Genomic DNA, 18,549 nt, shown 5'->3' with positions numbered 1-18,549 from the left:
CCTAATCAATTTCTTTTAATTCTTTTAAAAGTAAATCGATATTTTTATCATAAAAAGGTTCGTTTTCTAGTATTTTGGAAAGTTTTTGAAGTAGGTCTTCTCTACGGGTGTATTTTTCTAGCATCCCTAGTTTGTTTTCGTAGTTTTCAAGACTTTCTTCGGTTCGCTTGATATTGTCGTAAACAGCTTGGCGGCTTACTTCGAACTCTTCGGCTATCTCACCAAGCGAAAAATCATCTAAATAATAAAGTGTAATATACGCTTTTTGTTTTTCAGTGAGTAGACCTTGGTAAAAATCAAATAGTAAATTCATTCGAGTCGTTTTATCGAACAAGCGAAACACCTCTTTCTCCCTTTTAAGATTACGTGTTTAGTCAAAGAATGTCAACTAAACAGATGAAAAATGCGACCTCCGAATTAGGCCGCATTTTGCTTATTTTTCTGCATCGATAACATCCGCAAAAAGTCCGTACACATATTCCGTTGCATCAAAGCTTTTGAGGTCGTTTATGCCTTCCCCAAGTCCAACGAATTTAACTGGAATATCCAACTCATTTCGAATCGCAATAACGATTCCGCCTTTTGCGGTGCCGTCTAATTTGGTGAGCACAATTCCTGAAACATCTGTTGCTTCTTTAAACTGTTTGGCTTGTACAAAAGCATTTTGTCCTGTCGTTGCATCTAAAACAAGCAAGACTTCATGCGGAGCATCTGGAATTTCACGCGCAATGACGCGCTTCACTTTTTCGAGCTCGTTCATGAGGTTGACCTTATTTTGAAGTCGGCCTGCTGTGTCGCAAAGTAAAATATCGGCATTTTTAGCCTTAGCGGACATAACCGCATCAAAAATGACCGCCGCTGGGTCGCCGCCCTCTGCATGTTTGATAATATCAACACCTGCGCGCTCGCTCCAAACTTCTAATTGGTCAATGGCGCCGGCACGGAATGTGTCGCCTGCTGCAAGGACAACTTTTTTGCCTTCTTCTTTATATTTATGTGCGAGTTTGCCGATGGTCGTTGTTTTTCCGACCCCGTTCACACCAACGAATAAAATGACGGTTAAATCCTTTTGAATATTAACGGAAGCATCAAGTTCCTCATCCCCCGTATAAATATCTACGAGTTTTTCCACAATGACTTCCTGAACCTCTTTCGGATCACTGATATTGCGGAGTTTCACCTCGTGTTTAAGCTCATCAACAAGTTCCATAACCGTTTCAAAACCAACATCAGCCCCGATTAAAACCTCTTCCACTTCTTCAAAAAAGTCATCGTCTACTTTGCGGTAGCGCGCCATAATCTCGTTTAATCTGCCAGAAAAACTTTTACGCGTTTTGCTTAAACCTTCTTTATATTTCTCGGTCGTTTCCTTGCTTTCGCCGGTCATTTTTTCTTTTAGTTTCTTGAAAAAAGTCATCGCTTTGTTCTCCTTTACTTGATTAATTCGGCTGTCTCCTCAAGACGGACAGAAACCAGTTTCGAAACGCCCGATTCCTGCATCGTAACGCCGTATAAAACGTCTGCTTCTTCCATCGTTCCCTTGCGGTGAGTGATGACAATAAACTGCGTATTTTCTTCAAAATGTTTTAAATATCGGCTAAAACGTACCACATTTGCCTCATCAAGAGCCGCCTCTACTTCATCTAAAATACAGAACGGGACTGGTCTAACGCGAATAATCGCGAAAAGTAAGGCAATCGCTGTTAAAGCACGTTCTCCGCCAGAACGGAGCGATAAATTTTGCAACTTCTTACCCGGTGGTTGCGCCACGATATCAATACCCGTTGTAAGTAAATCTTCCGGATTAAGTAGCACAAGTTCCGCACGTCCGCCGCCAAAAAGCTCTGGGAATGTAATGGCAAATTCACGTTTAATGGCTTCAAAACTTTCACCAAAACGTTTTTTCACTTCCTCATCCATTTCATCCATCACTTGGAAAAGCGTTTCTTTCGCGCTAAGCAAATCTTCTTGTTGACCAGTTAAAAAAGTATGCCGTTCATTAATACGTTCAAACTCATCAATGGCCCCAATATTTACCACGCCAAGTTCATCAATCGAGCGTTTTAAAAGCCGTACTTTACTTCTAAGTGTCTCCATATCAAATTCCGCACTGCGCTTTTCTTTCGCGCTTTCTGGCGTCAACATGTAAGCTTCCATCAGGCGTTCCGTTCGGTTTCGCACATCGACTTCCGCTTTCCCGATTTGAATTTCCGCTTTATTTTTTTGCTCTAAATAATAACTCGCCTGATTATTTCGCTCCGCTGTCTGCGCCTCCAAATCAGCAATTTCCGCCTGAAGTTCCGCCTTACTGCGGTTTAGCGTTTCAATTTGTAAAGCTACCGCTTCTTTTTCGCCCCTAGTGCGTTCGATTTGCCGAGCCGCTTCCGTCTCACTCATTGAAACAGACGATAAATTATTTTTTAAATCGGCAATTTTATTTTCAAGCTCTTCTTTTTGCAAATAATTTTCATCTAGGTTTTCTTGAACGCGACTCACTTCTGTTTTAGCTTGTTCTAATTCCGATTTTTGAACCGCGATTTTCGCTTTTAAATTGGACAATGTTTCTTCGTCGGATTTTAATTTGCTTTCTGCTACTTTACTTCTTTCCATCATATCGGCAATTTCAGCGTCCATTTCAGTGATTTGCGCTTCAATCGCCACAATTTTTTTGTTCTAATTCGGCTTTTTTAGCTGTTAGTCTCGCTTTTTCTTCTGCCGATTCCTCTGTTTCTAAATCGTAGACTGAAAGTTGCTGATTCAGGCGTTCTAGTGATTCTTGTTCGCGCGTCAGCTTGCCTAAAAGTTCTTGTTCGCGCAATCTTAAGTTTTCACCCACTAAACGGGTTTCTTCAAGCTCTTCTTGTTTTTTGCGCAGACTTTCTTTTGAACTTTTGACAAGAGCTTCTTTTTCAACGGTTTCAGCACTGAGTTCTGCCATTGTCTTCGTTAGCGTCTCTAGCTCACTTTTACGTGTTAAGATGGAGGACTTTCCTTGTTTGGTTGCCCCACCTGTCATAGAACCGCCTGCATTAACAACATCTCCGTCTAGGGTTACGACCCGGTAGCGGTAGTTGACCAGTTTAGCGAGCTGGCCGGCACCTTTTAAATCTTTTGCTAAAATCGTCGTTCCGAGTGCGTTTAAAATAATAGGTTCTAGTTTTTGATCAAAGCGCACAACATCGCTCGCGAGTGCCACAAAGGCAGGCTGATTTTGAATCATCTTCCTTGTTGCATCCGGCAAATGGCGCGGTTGAATCGTCGAAAGTGGTAAAAACGTAGCACGGCCGGCATGCGCTTTTTTTAGAAAGGCAATCCCCGAACGAGCCGCTTCATCATTTTCGGTTACAATATTTTGCGCACTTGCAGAAAGGGCAATTTCAAGCGCTTTTTGATACTTTTCCGGAATTTCCACAAGCTCAATGAGCGCCCCAATAATGCCCGGCAGTTCGCTTTTCGCTTTTAAAACCTCACGCACGCCTTGAAAAAATCCCGCATAATCGTCCGCGAGCTCTTCTAATGTCTCTTTTCTGGATTTCATTTGCTGCACTTTTTCATAATGGCGGTAAAGATCTCGTTCACTTGCTTCAAAACGCGCATTTTGTTTCGCAAGCGTCGCCTTCACTTCGCTATAAATTTCGAGCTGCTCATTTAACGCCTCTTTTAACTCATCCAGCGCCGCTTTCGTTTCATTTTCCGCAGCACTCAAATCCGCTCGACTCGTCACATGCTTTTTATTTTCCTGCTCGAGTTTCTCTAAACGGCTTTCCATTTGCGAAAATTCACGGTCAATATAACCTAAATCATTACGAATCGTCGTTTGTTCATATTTCAACTCGAATAAATCACTTTTCCGGTTTTCAATCGCCTCTTCCGAAACAGCCCCATATTGCGCCATTTTATTCATTAGTTCAGAAGCTTCTTCACTCGTTACGCGGAAAGTAGTTTCTTTCATACGTAAATTTTCAAGAAGTGCTTGTTTACTATCTTCAAGCGTTTTAATTTTACTTTGAATAAGCGCAAGATTTTCCGCATGCGCAAGCTCATTTTCATTACTATGTTTCTGACGCTCTAAAAATAAGTTTCGCTCACCTTCAAGTTGCTCCAGGCGCTCCGTTTTCGAAAGCAGATCAGAACGGTTTCCTTCCAAACTTTCTTCCGTTTTCCTAAGTTCTTCCTTTTTAGAAAAAGCGCTTGTTTCAAGTTCACTTATCTCTTTTCGAAGCGAGAGAAGCGCCGTTTCATTTTCCTGAAAAGCAGCGCGCCACGTTTCAAGTGTTTCTGTGATCGTTTCAATTTCCGCACTTAAAAGTGTCACTTCCACCTTTTCAAGTTCCTCCACCTGATAAAGGTAGTCTTTCGCAATAGATGCCTGCATTTCAAGTGGCTCAAGTTGCCCGTCTAATTCGTATAAAATATCTTGAACACGATTTAAATTTTCTTCCGTTTCAAACAGTTTATTTTCGGCTTGTTTTTTACGGTTTTTATATTTTAAAACACCTGCTGCCTCTTCAAAAATCGAACGGCGCTCCTCAGGCTTACTATTTAAAATTTCATCAATTTTACCTTGCGAAATAATGGACATCGATTCGCGACCAAGGCCAGAATCCATAAATAAATCGACAATGTCTTTTAGTCGACAACTTTGTTTATTAATTAAAAATTCACTATCCCCGTTTCGGTAAATGCGTCTTGTTACATACACTTCGCTATAGTCAAGTGGCAAAAAATGATCGTCATTATCTAAAACAAGAGAAACTTCCGCAAAATTAATCGGCTTACGGGTATCACTACCTGCAAAAATGACATCACCCATTCGTCCTCCGCGAAGACTTTTGGCAGACTGCTCCCCAAGAACCCAGCGGATTGCTTCCGTAATATTACTTTTACCACTTCCATTAGGACCAACAACAGCTGTCATACCTGGAACAAAATCGATAGCTACTTTGTCCGCAAATGATTTAAAGCCATTCATTTCAAGTCGTTTTAAAAGCACGCAAGAATTCCCCTTCCTAGTCTACACGCAAAACTTGTCTTATCGCATACTCTGCTGCATTTTGCTCTGCTTGTTTTTTTGTTCTACCGGTCCCTTTCCCGAGGACTTGGCCGTTCACAACAACTTGCGCTTCAAACGCCTTGTTGTGCGCTGGGCCTGTTTCGCCTAAAATATCGTACTGAATCAGGACGTCGCGGTCCCGCTGTACAATTTCCTGTAGTTGCGTTTTAAAATCGACCGTTTGCATATAAATGCCTGTATCAATTTTAGGAAAGACGAGTCGCTCTAAAAAGCGAATGACCGCCTGAATCCCATTATCCAAATAAAGCGCGCCGATAAAGGATTCGAAAACGTCAGCGAGGAGTGCTGGTCTTGTTCTGCCTCCCGCTTTTTCTTCTCCTTTTCCTAAACGAATATATTTTGAAAAATGGACCATCTCGGCAAATTCAACGAGCGAAGGCTCGCAAACGATTGCGGCGCGCATTTTTGTCATTTGCCCTTCTGCCATATCAGGGTATTTATTAAATAAATAATCGGAAACGGTTAATTCTAATACCGCATCCCCTAGAAATTCAAGTCTTTCGTTATCTTTTAAGTTTTCATGTCTATGTTCATTCACATAAGAAGAATGTGTAAACGCCGTTTGTAAGAGCTCAATATTTTTAAAATCAAAGCCTACACTTTCTTGTAATTCTTCCCATTCATTCATTTTAACTTGCTCCTTTCGCAAGTTCATTTTCTAAACAGCTTGTCAAAATGGAGCTGCTTAGAAAATGAACTCCTCATTCGAAAAAGAGGCTGCCTAAAATCGTTTTGCTCGTGCCGAGGCCTGAACAAAGCGACTAAGACACCCTCATTTATCTCGTCACATTATTATGCATTTGCCTCTATGTACTTCACTGCGTCACCAACTGTAGCAATTTCAGCAGCGTCGTCATCAGAGATTTCAACTCCAAATTCGTCTTCAAGTTCCATTACAAGTTCAACAACGTCTAGGGAATCAGCACCTAGATCATCTTTGAAGGAAGCTTCTAAAGTTACTTTGGATTCTTCGACACCTAAACGGTCAACGATGATTTTTGTAACTTTTTCCAATACTTCTGCCATTATTACTTCACCTCCCTCCAAGTATTATAAAGTATTTCAGGCGTGGCGTAAACTATTATTTTACCTAGTTACCGGTAAATGCCATTCTGCCCCTCAGTCTAAGCATTTTAACGAACTACATGCTCATGCCGCCATCAACCGAAAGAACTTGTCCGGTAATATAATTAGAATCATCACTTGCCAAAAATTTCACTGCATGTGCGATATCTTCTGTTTTTCCATAAGCACCAAGCGGAATTTGCGCAAGCATGAGCTCTTTCATATTTTCATCAAGTTCATCTGTCATTTCCGTTTCAATAAAACCAGGCGCAATCGCGTTCACATTGATTCCTCTTGGAGCTAGTTCACGTGCTGTTGTTTTTGTTAAACCAATCATACCCGCTTTACTTGCCACATAGTTAGCTTGGCCAGCATTTCCGATGATGCCAACAACAGAAGCCATATTGATAATTTTACCGGCGCGTGCTTTCATCATCGTCCGCGCAACCGCTTTTGTACAAAGAAAAGTGCCTTTTAAGTTAATGTTTATCACATCGTCCCATTCGTCTTCTTTCATACGCATAAGTAAATTATCACGTGTGATACCAGCGTTATTAACCAAAATGTCAATACGACCAAAACGATTCACCACTTCTTTAAAGAAAGCTTGCACTTCCTCTTCACTAGAAACATCTGCTTTCATCGCTTCCGCTTCCACACCAAATTCACTGACTAAATCAAGTGTTTCTTTAGCCGCATCCGCACGTCCGCCGTAGTTAAAGAAAATATTTGCCCCTTCTTTTGCTAAAGCTAACACGATTTCACGTCCAATTCCACGTGAACCGCCAGTTACAACAGCTACTTTCCCTTTTAATGTCATGCGTTATCCCCCTTCAATTTGTTTGCCACTTCTTCGATACTTTGCACGTCTCCAGCCGCAAGTACTGTAACATCACGATTAATTTTTTTAATTAGACCTGAAACAACTTTCCCTGCTCCAATTTCAACAAACGTATCCACACCTTTTTCAATAAGGGCAAGAATCGTTTGCTCCCATTTCACTGGTGAATAAATTTGCGCGACTAATTTTTCTTGTAAGTCGGCTGCATCCGTTGTAAAAGCAACATCCACATTATTTACTACTGGCACCGTACCTGACTTAAGTGTCACTTGACTGAGCACAGCACCAAATTTTTCAGCCGCCGGTTTCATCAGCTCAGAGTGGAACGGTCCACTTACAGCAAGCGGTAATACGCGTTTTGCCCCGCTTTCTTTTAAACGTGTTGCGGCTTCTTCTACGCCACTCGCTGTTCCAGAAATCACAATTTGTCCCGGACAGTTATAATTCGCAATTTGAACTGGCTCATCAATTTCAGCGAGTTCTTTTGAAATCGCTTCTGCTGATAAACCAAGCACCGCAGCCATCGCACCCGCGCCGTTTGGAACAGCCGCTTCCATTAATTTACCACGTTCATGGACTAAAAATGCTGCATCTGCTGCGTCTAAAAAGCCAGCTGCAACGAGTGCGCTATATTCTCCGAGGCTGTGACCAGCAACAAAATCAGCTTTAACGCCGTAAGTTTCAAGGGCACGTAAAATTGCGACACTGGTTGAAACTAACGCCGGTTGTGCATTTTCAGATTTTGTTAAGCGTTCAATCGGTCCTTCTGAAATAATTTCAGTAAGTGAAAAACCTAATTTGGCATCCGCTGCCTCATAAACGCGTTTTGCTTCTGGATAGGCTTCCATAACGTCCATTCCCATGCCTACTTTTTGAGATCCTTGTCCTGGAAATACAAATGCCACTTTACTCATGATTCGCTTCCTCCTAAATTTCCTTTATCAATTTCAGCTTTAATGGTGCCGACCATATCTTTTTGTACCATATCTCGCGCTTGGCGAATGGTTGTGAAAATCCCGTGTGCATTAGACGAACCGTGCGCCTTAATAACTGGAGCTGAAACGCCAAACAAACACGCACCGCCGTATTCACTGTAATCCATTTTCGCTTTTAATTCGAGCAAGTCTTTTTTAAGTACGCCTGCAGCGAGTTTATTTTTAAATCCGTTCATCAAACTCATTTTTAGCATCGAGAAAAAGGCTGCTCCGGTGCCTTCAAGGCTTTTTAAAACCATATTCCCCGTAAAGCCATCCGTGACCACGACATCCGCAACATCCATAAGTAAGTCACGTGCCTCAATATTGCCGATAAAATTATAGGCGGTTTGTTCTTTCATCAAGGCGAATGCTTTTTTCGTCAGTTCGTTCCCTTTCGTTTCTTCTGTTCCAATGTTTAAAAGTCCAATACGCGGACGCTCTATTTTCCGCACATTTTCGGCATAAACCGAACCCATCAAACCAAACTGCAGTAAGTGCTCTGGCTTCGCCTCCGAATTCGCACCAAGGTCTAACATCACAAACCCTTTTCCGCTTATGGTTGGTAAAGTTGGGGCTAGTGCCGGGCGGTCGATGCCTTTGATTCGTCCAATGACGAAAAGACCAGTTGACATAAGCGCGCCAGTATTCCCAGCTGAAATACAAGCATCTGCTAAACCGTCCTTTACAGCTTGTGCAGCTAGCACCATAGAAGAATTCTTTTTACGTTTGACGGCCCGAACAGGTTCATCATCGCTTTCAATTTTTTCATCTGTATGTATAATTTCTACACGCGTTTTATCCGTTAAAAATTCTAAAATCTGTTTTTCATCACCAAAAAGTAGTACTTCTAAATCTTTAAATTGAGCGATAGCACGCATGACCCCAAGAACAATTTCTTTTGGTGCATTGTCACCGCCCATTGCATCGATTGCTATTTTCATTATCGTCAGTCCTTTTTTATTTTTTTTCAGTGGCATGATACATTTCAAATTTTCCTTTTAAAATAATTTCATCACCCACATAGCTCTTCACGTCCACTATTGTGATGGATCTTTCGTTTGTTTGTGGCCTGACAGTTGCTTTGGCAATAACTCGCTCACCTTGTTTCACTTGGCGAACAAATCTGACAGTGGCTTGCGTTGTAAGCGCTAGTTCGTTCGGGATGACTGCCGTTGCAAGTGAATTGGCCTGAGCGAACAGATGATGACCACGCGCAATTTGATTTCGTTTAAATACATGTTCCGAGCTTACATCAAATAATGAAATGGCGCTTTTACTTGGTTTAATATCAATAATTTCGCCAATAACTTCCTCGAGCGGGATACTTTTCACGGAATCTGCATAGTTTTCACTTGCCACATGTTTAATCCGCTCGCGAAGTTCAGGAATGGAGAGGGCAACGCGGTCAAGACGTATGGTCTGCACACTCACATCAAACTTCGTCGCAAGTTCCTCATCCGTAATGAATGGATTGTCACTCAGCACTTCTTGTAACTTTGTTTGCCGCTCTTTCTTTGAATATTTCTTCATTCAGGTTACACATCCCTTTAATTTGTGATACTAATACCTGCTACTAAATTTTGAATAGACGAACCTTAATAAAAGCAATCCACAAACACCTCTTCAAAAACTCGTACGCTAATATGTTATAAAAAAAGCGGCGCGCTTGCAAGTTTTTAGTCAAAATGTCATTAGAATTTAATCAAGCTTTTGTTCTGAAAAAACGCCAAGTTCGTCTAAAGTTTCAGCTAACTTGCGATATTCCGGATTTGTAAGCATATTTTTTTCGTTTATTAAAAGGAGGGCATCCGTCCGCGCCACCTCTAAAACTCGGTAATCATGTACCATATCTGCTACTAAAAATTCAGGAATACCACTTTGTTTCTTACCAAAAAAATCACCTGGTCCACGAAGCTCTAAATCGCGTTCACTAAGCACAAAACCGTCATTCGTTTCTGTCATAATGGTCATTCTTTCTTTTCCGACTTCTGTTTTTGGGTCGGCAAGAAGAATACAATACGACTGGCTACTGCCACGGCCTACACGGCCACGCAATTGGTGGAGCTGTGATAAGCCGAAGCGGTCAGCGTCATAAATGACCATCATTGTCGCGTTTGGAACATTTACCCCAACTTCGACAACTGTGGTGGACACGAGACAATCTATTTTTTTATCATGAAAAGCGCGCATTAACGCATCTTTATCAGCTGGAAGTAGCTTGCCGTGCATGAGTCCCGGCGTATGACGACCGCGCCACTTATCTGCTAAAAGATTGTAAAAGTCAACAGCGTTTTGCACATCCAATTTTTCCGATTCTTCAATGAGCGGGCAAATAACGTAAGCTTGATGGCCTTTTTCGATTTCTTTTTCGATGAAGCTAATGACGCGTTCTAGCATATCATGTTTTACCCAAAAAGTTTCAATATTTTTTCGTCCTGCGGGTAGTTCATCGATAATTGAAACATCCATTTCGCCAAATGCTGTAATCGCAAGCGTCCGCGGAATCGGTGTTGCGGTCATAAAGAGAACATCCGGATATTCGCCTTTTTCCCGAAGAACTCGCCGCTGGGAAACGCCAAAACGGTGCTGTTCATCGGTAATAACTAGGCCGAGGCGATGATAAATCACTTCATCTTGAATGAGCGCATGCGTTCCAACAATAATATCAATTTCACCATTTTCAAGTAATAGAAGTAGTTCTCTGCGCTTTTTGCCTTTGACGCTACTTGTTAGAAGTCCGACCGTAATATCAAATGGTGCGAGTAACTCAACAAGGGAATCGGCATGCTGTTCCGCTAAAATTTCGGTTGGTACCATAAGCGCACTCTGAAAGCCACTTTTAGCCGCTGCAAACATGGCAATACTTGCAACGACGGTTTTACCTGAACCAACGTCTCCTTGAAGCAAGCGATTCATATGCAGATGCGATTTTAAATCCCCACAAATTTCATTCACAACCCGCTTTTGCGCACTTGTCAGCGGGAAAGGAAGCGCCTCAATATACTCCCGCAGTTCCTGGACGTTATAGTCAATTTGAATGCCACCTGAACGCTCTCGTTCAATCTTACGGAAGTACTGCATTTTTAGTTGGAAAAGTAAAAACTCTTCATATACCATCCGGCGACGCGCCTGTTTTAAGTCTTCATCGTTTGTCGGGAAATGCAGTTTTAAAACCGCATCTTTACGGCCTATAAGTTGGTATTTATCCAGTAACTCCTCTGGAATGATTTCCGGAATATCATTTCCAAAAAGTTGTAACGCGTTTTTGACGTGTTTTTGAATGGTCTTATTCCGCATGTTTCCTTTCAGACGATAAACCCCTTCTAAACTTTCCTCTGCGGATTTTTGCCCGCTTTGGAATTTGCTGGCCGTAATTTGCGCCCGGTTTTTATCCCATTTTCCGGAAATTGTAACCGCGTCTCCTAGTGTCACCTTGCTTTTCAAATAGGGCTGATTAAAAAAGTCAATTTTTAAAATTTGGCCATCTGCTGAAAGTCGAAAAGATAGTTTTGATTTTTTCCGACCATAAAAAGCTACTGTAGGCTCGGTCAACACTTCCCCATAAACGGTAATGCGGCTCCCGTTCTCTACGACGGACAAATCCCGCATGCGATAGTCTTCATACCGATACGGGAAATTCCAAAGTAAATCATATATGGTCGAAATGCCGAGTTCGTGAAACGTTTTAGCTGTTTCTTCGCCAATTCCTTTTAGTTCTGTAAGTGGAAGACGTGTTAAATTACTCACCGATTCCTTCTGGCGACAGGCCGAAAATTTTCGCTTGAATCATTCGACCCGTTGGAGTTGCCGCCAATCCTCCTTCTGCTGTTTCTCTTAAGCTGCTTGGCATTTGAAGACCAACGCGGTGCATCGCTTCAATCACCTCATCGCACGGGATACGGCTTTCAATACCCGCAAGTGCCATATCCGCTGAAATGATAGCTTGTGAGGAGCCCAGTGCATTTCGTTTCACGCATGGCACTTCAACAAGACCTGCCACCGGATCACAAACAAGTCCAAGCATATTTTTCATCGTCATCGCCATCGCATGGGCGGATTGTTCAGGGGTACCGCCTGCCGCTTCAACGACCGCAGCAGAAGCCATTGCACTCGCAGAGCCTACTTCCGCTTGACAACCACCCGCTGCCCCACTAATAAACGCGTTATTCGCCACAACAAAACCGAATGCACCTGCTGTGAATAAGAAATGAATCATTTGCTCACGCGTCAATTGTAATTTATCTTTAATCGCAAACAAGACGCCAGGTACAACACCTGCACTGCCCGCCGTAGGTGTCGCACAAATAATGCCCATTGCCGCGTTCACTTCATTTGTTGCGATTGCTTTTCCAACTGAATCTAAAAGCACTTCTCCGGACAAAAACTGTCCTTTTTGAATATACTCTTTCATTAAGACAGCATCACCGCCAGTTAAGCCGGTAGTGGACTGAACACCTTTTTCACCTTCTAAAATGGCGTCTTCCATCACTTGAAGATTTTTAGCCATCGCCGAAATAACTTCTTCCCGACTTAAACCGGAAACGTTCATTTCGCGCTCAATCATAATTTCATGAATCGGTTTCGCTTCCCGATTCGCTATGTCCACGAGTTCTTTCACAGTGCGGAACATACCTATCAAACTCCTTCCAAAAAAGCCTTACAAAACAATACTTGCGACTTGAAAAATTCCATTTACTTTCGCAATTTCCAGTGTAAGTGATTCATCTACTTGTTGATCCACTTCAATGACCATTAGAGCGTCATCGCCTTTTACTTTGCGCGAGACTTTCATCGCTCCAATGTTTACTTCATAATCTGCAATAATTTTCGTAACCGAGGCGATAATGCCGAATTTATCTTCATGGAGCACGAGTAGTGCAGGCGCCGTACCTGTAAATTCCAATTCAAATTCATTAAGCCGAATAATTTCTACTTTTCCGCCGCCAATCGATGCGCCTACGAGCGTCATTTGCTTCATCCCATTTTTAAGTACAAGTTTAACGGTATTAGGGTGTGGCGCTTCTTCCGTTTCCTCAATGAATTGAATGTGCATTCCCCACTCTTCCGCGAGCTTTGGTGATTCTTTCATACGAGGGTCATCTGGTAAAAAGCCTAGAAGCCCGCCGATTAGGGCGACATCTGTTCCGTGTCCTTTATACGTTTTTGCAAAAGAACCATAAAGGTGAATTTCAACTTGCGCTGGTTGTTCACTAAATACGCTTCTTGCGATGGCTCCAATGCGGCTTGCGCCAGCTGTATGGGAGCTTGATGGACCAATCATCACAGGGCCAATGACATCAAATACACTATTAAATTTCAAGCGAAGCACCTCTTTTCTAAATTATCCGGAGCAGATTCTGTCATGTTTACTCTACTGAAAAAATATATGGATAGACCGGCTGGCCACCTTCGTGGATTTCGAATTCCACATCGCTAAAGTCATTTGTAATACGCGATTCAATTTTTTCAGCATCTTCTTTTGTGACCCCTTCGCCTAAAATAAAGGTCACAATTTCGCTATCCTCATCTAACATTAAACGGAGCGTTTCAACAGTTGTATCTTCAAGGGAAGTTTGACTAATTTTAATGTCGCCTTCAACCATCCCAATATAATCATTCTTTTTAATGTCCACGCCGGAAACGGTCGTATCACGCACAGCCGTTGTTACTTGGCCACTGGCTACATCTTTAATCGCCGCTTTCATCTGTTCGGCATTTTCACTAAAACTAGCATCCGCTTGAAAAGCTAACATACTTGCTAAGCCTTGCGGAATGGTTTTCGTAGGAATAACTTGAACCACATCTTCGCCTAAAAGCGACGCGGCTTGTTCTGCGGCCATTAAAATATTTTTATTATTAGGTAAAACAAAAACTTGTTCAGCATTTGCCGATTGAATAGCCTTCGTAATATCTTCTGTACTAGGGTTCATCGTTTGACCGCCTGATAGTACAATGGCTGCCCCTAGACTTTCAAATAAGGCTTTCATGCCGTCACCAGCTGATACGGTCACAATACCAAACGGCGCTTTTGGTGCTTTCGTCTCACTTTTTCCGACAATCGCGTCATGTTGCTCACGCATATTCTCGACTTTCATTTTAACGAGACTACCAAACTCTTGACCGTAGTTAAACACATCGCCTGGATGCTCCGTGTGTACATGGACTTTCGCTACCTCATCATCAGAAACAACTAGAAGTGAGTCACCCATCGTACTTAAATGATTACGAAACTCCTCTTCATTAAAGGTTTTTTGGCCTGGTTTATTTTCATTAATTCGTACCATAATTTCTGTACAGTAACCGTATGTAATATCTTCCGTTGACATGAAATCTTGCACATGTTTATGATGTTCAGCGTTTACGAGTTCGTTCATGGAAGCCATATAATCCGGCACCTCCATCTTTCCAGTCAGCGCCCCATAAAATCCTTCATAGATAATCATAAGACCTTGGCCGCCGCTGTCTACAACCCCTACTTCTTTTAAAACAGGCAGTAAATTAGGTGTATTATCAAGTGCCAGTTTACCTTTTGCAATCATTTCAGCTAAAACAGTGTCAATCGATGCCTCTTCTTCTAAAGACGCTTGAAGGCCTGCTTTTGCTGATTCGCGTGCGACCGTTAAAATGGTTCCCTCGACAGGTTTCATAACCGCTTTATAAGCCGTTTCAACGCCCTTTGCAAAGCCTTTTGCAAAATCAACCGGTGAGAGCGATTCTTTATTTTCTACTGCTTTTGAAAAGCCTCTAAAAAGTTGGGATAAAATGACGCCAGAATTTCCTCTCGCCCCCATTAAAAGCCCCTTCGCTAAATTAGCACTAACAGACCCTGCGCTTACTTTGTCATTTGATGAAACTTCTTTTGCGCCACTTGTCATCGATAAATTCATATTTGTACCTGTGTCGCCATCCGGAACAGGAAAGACATTAAGTGAATCGACAAAATCAGCATTTTTCGATAAATTTTCCGCTCCCATTGCAATCATCGTTGCCCATTTTTCTCCATCTAACTGATAAGTATTCAAGTTAAATAATCCTCCTTAGTCCTCGTTTAGAACTTTAACACCCTGCACATAAATATTAACTGAATCAACAATTAAACCGAGTGTTTTTTCTAACGTATATTTGACACGATCCTGCACATTATAAGCTACTTCAGATATTTTTGTCCCAAAGCGAACTATAATATACATATCTATATGAAGACTATCATTTTCTTTTCGTACAATAACGCCTTTTGTATAATTTTCTCTTCTTAAAATATCTGTTAAGCCATCACGAATTTGATGTCTGCTGGCCATGCCAACAATACCGAAATTCTCTTCCGCTGCACCGCCTGCAATTGTAGCGATAACTTCATCTGTAATATCCACTTTGCCAAGTTTTGTTTCTATTTCAAGTGACATCTTGTTTCCTCCTTAACCTCTTTACTAACGTTTGTATGCTTTTAAATGTTATTTCACTACGTCTTTTATCCGTTCGCCTCTATTTTACTATAATCCCCGAATGATTGAAAGTATCTGTTTTCTAAGCTAACTGATTTCCCCGCTTTCTACTGTCAAGTAAAAAATCTTTGCACTAATTTCGCGCAAACACTTGCAAGAAAGAGCCAGATATGATAAATTATTCTAGTGTATGATATTAAAAAAAGATGTTTTCTGTCTGTCTTGATATAAACGTCTTATGAGAACTTCTGGTAAGGAGGGGTTAAGTTATGGCAAAAGAATGTGTAATTACAGGTCGTAAATCTCGTTCTGGTAACCGTCGCTCCCATGCGATGAATTCAAGCAAACGTACTTGGAAAGCTAATCTTCAAAAGGTTCGTATCCTAGTAAATGGTAAACCTAAAAGAGTTTGGGTTTCTACTCGTGCGCTTAAGTCTGGTAAAGTAGAACGCGTTTAATTCAAAAAAGATGAATGCAGCGATATTAATTTCGGTGCATTTTTTCTTACCCTCTTTATAAAGCGCTTACAAACAGAGAGCAGCTTGTGAGCTGCTCTTCATAACTTGATGAAGCACCGTGTTATTCCCTTGCTAAACTGTCACTTGTCGATTTCGCAAGTACAGCGCAAATAATCATAAACATACCTGAAAAAATATGTATAAAAATAAAAGCGGGAACGCCACTTACAAACAAAATCGGAATAGCGATTTTGTATTTTTTTTGCCATAAAAAGCTATAACCCACAACAAAACTAACGAAAAAAATGATACTTGCAATAAACATAATCATGATGGGTACTTTAAGGTTATCTGAATAATTTCCGGAAAATACATTTTGCGTAGAAACCACTTCAATATAAAAGCTAAACAAAATGGCTATTCCGCCAAAAATAAGTGCTAGATTTCTTTTATTTTTCCAAAATGGCATTTCACTCATCCTTACTTTGTGTCATTAGTATTAATCCTGTTTGAAATGAAAACCTGGCTTTTTCTTCTACAAATTCGTTACTTGAGAGTGCCCTTCCAAATGGGAAACTCGCATTTTCAAGCGGATATTTAAAACCTTGAAGCGTCAAGCCCTCTACATTCGCCATGGTCGTAAAAGCGACATATTTTTTATCCTCTTGTTTTAAAAGCATATAATCACCAGGCGTGTACATTTTCATATAATTAAAGCGGTCAATCATTTCAACACGAGTGGTTGCGTCCAAAAACTGCGGTTTTGTAAGCATCATTAAATTGGCAAGTAAATGGTCCATACGGCCACCAGTTGCACCAAAAATCCGAATTAAATCTGGTTGTAAGGCCATCGCCGCTTCTAATCCTATTTCAGTGTCCGTTTGATCTTTTTCCGCCGGAAAAATGCGTACGTCTGCTACTTTTTCTTTTACGCTTTGTAGCTCGCTTTCAGTTAGCGAGTCAAAGTCTCCTAAGGCGATTTCAAAGGGGATATTTAAATGGAGTAGGCGTTTTGCTCCTCCGTCTACCCCTATCCAAATGCTTTTTTCTGTTGTGCAGGGGGCTAAATCGGGGAGTTCAGACGCGGGGCCACCGACCATTATATTTACAATTTTCACTAGGTTCATCCTTTCAAAAAAAGAGCAATAGGGGCCATCAAACACCTACTGCTCACCTTTTAATTTCCAACAACTACGCGAAGATCGTCCATTGGAATTTCACGATTTTTATTGCCATAAATGTAGCTTCCAGCGACAAATACGTTAGCGCCTGCATCTAGGCAAGCTTTTGCGGTTTCGCGATTAACGCCGCCGTCTACTTCGATTTCGATATCAAGCCCTTTTTCATCAATAAGTGCTTTAAAGGCTGCAATTTTTTCAAGCACTTCTGGAATAAAGGTTTGTCCGCCAAAACCAGGATTTACCGTCATAAAAAGAACCATATCGAGTTCGTTTAAAACATGAAACAGCGTGTCGATTGGCGTTGCAGGATTCAGTACAGCGCTAGCTTTAACATCAAATGAACGAATATGTTGCAATGTCCGGTGTAAATGCGGGCATGTTTCAACATGAACAGAAATATAGTCGGCCCCTGCCTTTGCAAATTGCGGAATATAATTATCCGGATTTTCAATCATTAGATGCACATCAAGTGGCAATTTTGTTCGCGGACGGATAGCTTTCACGACATCCGGCCCAAAAGTAATATTTGGCACAAAATGGCCATCCATAACATCAATATGCAAATAGTCAGCGCCTAAACGTTCTACTTCTGCAATATCTTTTTCTAAGTTGGCAAAATCAGCGCTTAAAATCGAAGGTGCAATTTTTCCCATTACGAATACCTCGGCTTTCTATTTTTTATTTCAGCTAAAATTTGTACATAATGTTCATAGCGAAAATCGGCAATTTCATGTTCCGCAACAGCCGTTTTCACCGCACATGAAGGCTCATTTTCATGTAAACAACCGCGAAACTTACAACCTGAACGTCTATCTTCAATTTCCGGGAAACAAAATTGTAAGTTCTCCGGTTCCAAGCCGTCCCATTCAATCGAACTAAATCCAGGCGTATCAGCAATCAAGCCATCACCGATCGGAAGCAGCTCCACATGGCGGGTTGTATGGCGGCCGCGCCCCAGTGAAGTCGAGATTTCACCCGTTTTTAAGGTTAAATCTGGGTTTAATTGATTTAAAAATGTAGATTTCCCTACACCAGATTGCCCCGCTATCACCGCCGTTTTGCCGTCAATAAGCTCTAAAATCGCCGTCTTATCCACTTCACTACCCGTCAAGAAAACCTCATAACCAGCATTTTCATAAATATCGCGGTACTCTTCAATCGTACTTTTTTCTTCTTCTGTGGCTAAATCCATCTTACTAATGCCAATCACCGGCCGAATATCTTCCTTTTCAATCGCAACTAAAAAGCGGTCCGTCAGATTAGTAGAGAAATCAGGTTCTACAGCAGAAAAAACGAGAATGGCAATATCAATATTGGCAACTGGCGGGCGAATTAGTTCATTTTCACGCGGCAAAATATCCAAAATGTAGCCGTCCGTGTCATTTTCTGCTTGAAAAACTACATCGTCTCCAACGAGCGGTGTCATTTTACGTTTACGAAAGTTTCCTCTAGCCCGCGTTTGATATACTTTTCCTTCATAATGAAAGACGTTAATAAAAACCGTCTTAACG

Annotated in this window: 19 protein-coding genes and 1 pseudogene; 1 reads left to right on the top strand and 19 read right to left on the bottom strand. The window is 41.5% G+C overall.

Going from position 1 to position 18,549, the window contains the following annotated elements; all coding sequences use genetic code 11:
• Position 1: 1 nt before the first annotated feature.
• From LFLEISCH_RS11005 to LFLEISCH_RS10940, 15 genes and pseudogenes are all read right to left on the bottom strand, one after another.
• Positions 2-334 (bottom strand): putative DNA-binding protein, encoded by a 333-nt coding sequence (locus LFLEISCH_RS11005; RefSeq protein WP_007476468.1) that lies wholly within the window; start codon positions 332-334, stop codon positions 2-4.
• Between the two features lie 99 nt (positions 335-433).
• Positions 434-1,417, bottom strand: coding sequence for a signal recognition particle-docking protein FtsY (ftsY, locus tag LFLEISCH_RS11000; protein WP_007476466.1), 984 nt, complete (start codon positions 1,415-1,417; stop codon positions 434-436).
• Between the two features lie 14 nt (positions 1,418-1,431).
• Positions 1,432-2,328: pseudogene (locus LFLEISCH_RS16520) on the bottom strand (chromosome segregation protein SMC); the annotation flags it as partial.
• Between the two features lie 322 nt (positions 2,329-2,650).
• Complete coding sequence (gene smc, locus LFLEISCH_RS10995) at positions 2,651-4,993, bottom strand: chromosome segregation protein SMC (RefSeq protein ID WP_007476462.1); 2,343 nt, start codon at positions 4,991-4,993, stop codon at positions 2,651-2,653.
• A gap of 16 nt (positions 4,994-5,009) precedes the next feature.
• Positions 5,010-5,702: a ribonuclease III gene (gene rnc, locus LFLEISCH_RS10990; RefSeq protein ID WP_007476460.1), complete on the bottom strand. Its 693-nt coding sequence runs from the start codon at positions 5,700-5,702 to the stop codon at positions 5,010-5,012.
• Positions 5,703-5,866: 164 nt separating this feature from the next.
• Positions 5,867-6,100, bottom strand: coding sequence for an acyl carrier protein (locus LFLEISCH_RS10985; protein ID WP_007476458.1), 234 nt, complete (start codon positions 6,098-6,100; stop codon positions 5,867-5,869).
• Between the two features lie 115 nt (positions 6,101-6,215).
• The gene (fabG, locus tag LFLEISCH_RS10980; protein ID WP_007476457.1) at positions 6,216-6,959 is read right to left on the bottom strand and encodes a 3-oxoacyl-[acyl-carrier-protein] reductase; all 744 of its coding nucleotides are present in this window, start codon (positions 6,957-6,959) and stop codon (positions 6,216-6,218) included.
• Complete coding sequence (gene fabD, locus LFLEISCH_RS10975; protein ID WP_007476454.1) at positions 6,956-7,894, bottom strand: ACP S-malonyltransferase; 939 nt, start codon at positions 7,892-7,894, stop codon at positions 6,956-6,958. Before fabD ends, fabG begins: the two co-directional genes overlap by 4 nt.
• A complete protein-coding gene (gene plsX / locus LFLEISCH_RS10970; protein ID WP_007476452.1) occupies positions 7,891-8,898 on the bottom strand; it encodes a phosphate acyltransferase PlsX in 1,008 nt (335 codons plus the stop codon). The genes fabD and plsX overlap by 4 nt, the downstream gene beginning before the upstream one ends.
• Before the next feature lie 16 nt (positions 8,899-8,914).
• Positions 8,915-9,487 (bottom strand): transcription factor FapR, encoded by a 573-nt coding sequence (gene fapR, locus LFLEISCH_RS10965; RefSeq protein WP_007476451.1) that lies wholly within the window; start codon positions 9,485-9,487, stop codon positions 8,915-8,917.
• A gap of 168 nt (positions 9,488-9,655) precedes the next feature.
• Positions 9,656-11,704 carry an ATP-dependent DNA helicase RecG gene (gene recG, locus LFLEISCH_RS10960; protein ID WP_007476449.1) on the bottom strand — a complete coding sequence of 683 codons (2,049 nt, stop codon included), beginning with the start codon at positions 11,702-11,704 and terminating at the stop codon, positions 9,656-9,658.
• Positions 11,697-12,587, bottom strand: coding sequence for an L-serine ammonia-lyase, iron-sulfur-dependent, subunit alpha (gene sdaAA, locus LFLEISCH_RS10955; RefSeq protein WP_007476447.1), 891 nt, complete (start codon positions 12,585-12,587; stop codon positions 11,697-11,699). The genes recG and sdaAA overlap by 8 nt, the downstream gene beginning before the upstream one ends.
• A gap of 27 nt (positions 12,588-12,614) precedes the next feature.
• Positions 12,615-13,277 carry an L-serine ammonia-lyase, iron-sulfur-dependent subunit beta gene (sdaAB, locus tag LFLEISCH_RS10950; RefSeq protein WP_007476445.1) on the bottom strand — a complete coding sequence of 221 codons (663 nt, stop codon included), beginning with the start codon at positions 13,275-13,277 and terminating at the stop codon, positions 12,615-12,617.
• Between the two features lie 46 nt (positions 13,278-13,323).
• The gene (locus LFLEISCH_RS10945) at positions 13,324-14,979 is read right to left on the bottom strand and encodes a DAK2 domain-containing protein (RefSeq protein ID WP_007476443.1); all 1,656 of its coding nucleotides are present in this window, start codon (positions 14,977-14,979) and stop codon (positions 13,324-13,326) included.
• Positions 14,980-14,994: 15 nt separating this feature from the next.
• Positions 14,995-15,360: an Asp23/Gls24 family envelope stress response protein gene (locus tag LFLEISCH_RS10940; protein WP_007476441.1), complete on the bottom strand. Its 366-nt coding sequence runs from the start codon at positions 15,358-15,360 to the stop codon at positions 14,995-14,997.
• A gap of 308 nt (positions 15,361-15,668) precedes the next feature.
• On the opposite strand from LFLEISCH_RS10940, the gene rpmB reads away from it, so the two are divergent.
• Positions 15,669-15,857 carry a 50S ribosomal protein L28 gene (gene rpmB / locus LFLEISCH_RS10935; RefSeq protein WP_007476439.1) on the top strand — a complete coding sequence of 63 codons (189 nt, stop codon included), beginning with the start codon at positions 15,669-15,671 and terminating at the stop codon, positions 15,855-15,857.
• A 121-nt stretch (positions 15,858-15,978) separates the two neighbouring features.
• Here rpmB and LFLEISCH_RS10930 read toward each other — a convergent pair whose 3' ends face one another.
• From LFLEISCH_RS10930 to rsgA, 4 genes are read right to left on the bottom strand one after another with little or no spacing between them, the layout of a single operon-like run.
• The gene (locus tag LFLEISCH_RS10930; RefSeq protein ID WP_007476437.1) at positions 15,979-16,326 is read right to left on the bottom strand and encodes a hypothetical protein; all 348 of its coding nucleotides are present in this window, start codon (positions 16,324-16,326) and stop codon (positions 15,979-15,981) included.
• 1 nt (position 16,327) lies between these two features.
• Entirely contained in the window at positions 16,328-16,975 is a 648-nt protein-coding gene (locus LFLEISCH_RS10925; protein WP_007476435.1) for a thiamine diphosphokinase, read from the bottom strand.
• Between the two features lie 59 nt (positions 16,976-17,034).
• A complete protein-coding gene (gene rpe / locus LFLEISCH_RS10920) occupies positions 17,035-17,691 on the bottom strand; it encodes a ribulose-phosphate 3-epimerase (RefSeq protein WP_007476433.1) in 657 nt (218 codons plus the stop codon).
• On the bottom strand, positions 17,691-18,533 hold the full coding sequence (gene rsgA, locus LFLEISCH_RS10915) for a ribosome small subunit-dependent GTPase A (protein ID WP_077907982.1): 843 nt from the start codon (positions 18,531-18,533) through the stop codon (positions 17,691-17,693). Before rsgA ends, rpe begins: the two co-directional genes overlap by 1 nt.
• Positions 18,534-18,549: the final 16 nt, after the last annotated feature.

It is taken from the genome of Listeria fleischmannii subsp. fleischmannii LU2006-1 (assembly GCF_000344175.1).
GTDB lineage: Bacteria > Bacillota > Bacilli > Lactobacillales > Listeriaceae > Listeria > Listeria fleischmannii.
The sequence above is the reverse complement of the archived record's forward strand: the minus strand, read 5'-3'. Positions and strand labels throughout refer to the sequence as shown.